The organism is Romboutsia sp., assembly GCF_051659545.1.
Lineage (GTDB): Bacteria > Bacillota > Clostridia > Peptostreptococcales > Peptostreptococcaceae > JBOFOR01.
The window spans coordinates 1-1,107 of sequence record NZ_JBOFOR010000128.1; the positions used below are offsets into that span (position 1 = coordinate 1).

Sequence of the window (1,107 nt, forward strand, 5' to 3'; positions counted from 1 at the left end):
TTCCCAAAGCAAAATAGAATATTTTTAGATGATTATACTAATAAAGAATTATGTAGCTATGTAGTGGCATCAGGTAAAACCCCAAAGCCAATATCATTAAATACTTTAAAGAAGGATGTAAAGAATTTAATATCTGAGAATGTAGTATCATTAGATTTTGATGATATGGGAGAGTTTACAGATAGAATATTAATATATAATGAAATACCTGAGGGTCATTTTAAAATGAAATTTAGCAGTACTACAATAGATTATTTAACTACTAATATCCCTAGTGATGAGTTAAGGGTATTCTTATATTTAGCTAACTTTAAAGAGGGACTAAATAAAAAAGGTAAAGATAATGTATTGAATGTAAATAGTAGTACTATATATAATTATTGTTTTGGAGAGTATGGAGCAGTAAAAGAAGGCATAGAGCCCACATCTGAGAATATAAAGAAAAAACAAAAAAGTGATAGTAAAAAGGTATACAACATTATAAATAGTTTAGAGGCTAAAGGGTATTTAAAAACTATATCCCCTAATATCAAAGGTAAAACAGTTACAAGTATATTCAAAGTAATAGGTATTACATATCCTAAAGTTGATGGTAGAGATGTAAGAAATATAAAGAACTCTAAAAATATGTCAGAATTAAAACCAAATGTTATATAATAAAAGAAACATGGGGGTAACAATGGAGCATCTAATAGAAGAAAATAGAAAACTAAAAAGAAATAATCAGGCTTTAAATTTAGTAGTAGATAATGCATTTAATAATGATGCCTGTAAAGGGTATATGATACAGGCTATGGAGCATGTAGGATGCACTAGGGAACAAATACAAATAGTTATAGATGAGCTAAAATCTGTATTTGATGAGAAAACTGTAGCAGAGGCTGAGGGCTACTATAAAAATTGGTAATATGATATAATAGAATAGTAACATTAATACCTCATATGGTATTATTTGTAAAATTGGGTGAGGGAATAGTCAGAGGTGGCTACCCCTCTTTTTATTTTGATTATTAATCATTATCTTTTAATGTATAATGTAAAGCTATCAGTATCCATGTAACTAATCCTATCATCATTACAAACCATGCAGCAATCATAGTAGTTGGC

The 1,107-nt window shown here is 28.4% G+C and carries 2 protein-coding genes; both read left to right on the forward strand.

All coding sequences use genetic code 11. From position 1 onward, the window contains the following. A partial coding sequence (locus ACRC03_RS07345; RefSeq protein WP_438651913.1) for a hypothetical protein occupies positions 1-657 on the forward strand: 657 nt, incomplete at its 5' end. Between the two features lie 22 nt (positions 658-679). Further along, a complete protein-coding gene (locus tag ACRC03_RS07350) occupies positions 680-907 on the forward strand; it encodes a hypothetical protein (RefSeq protein WP_438651914.1) in 228 nt (75 codons plus the stop codon). Positions 908-1,107: the final 200 nt, after the last annotated feature.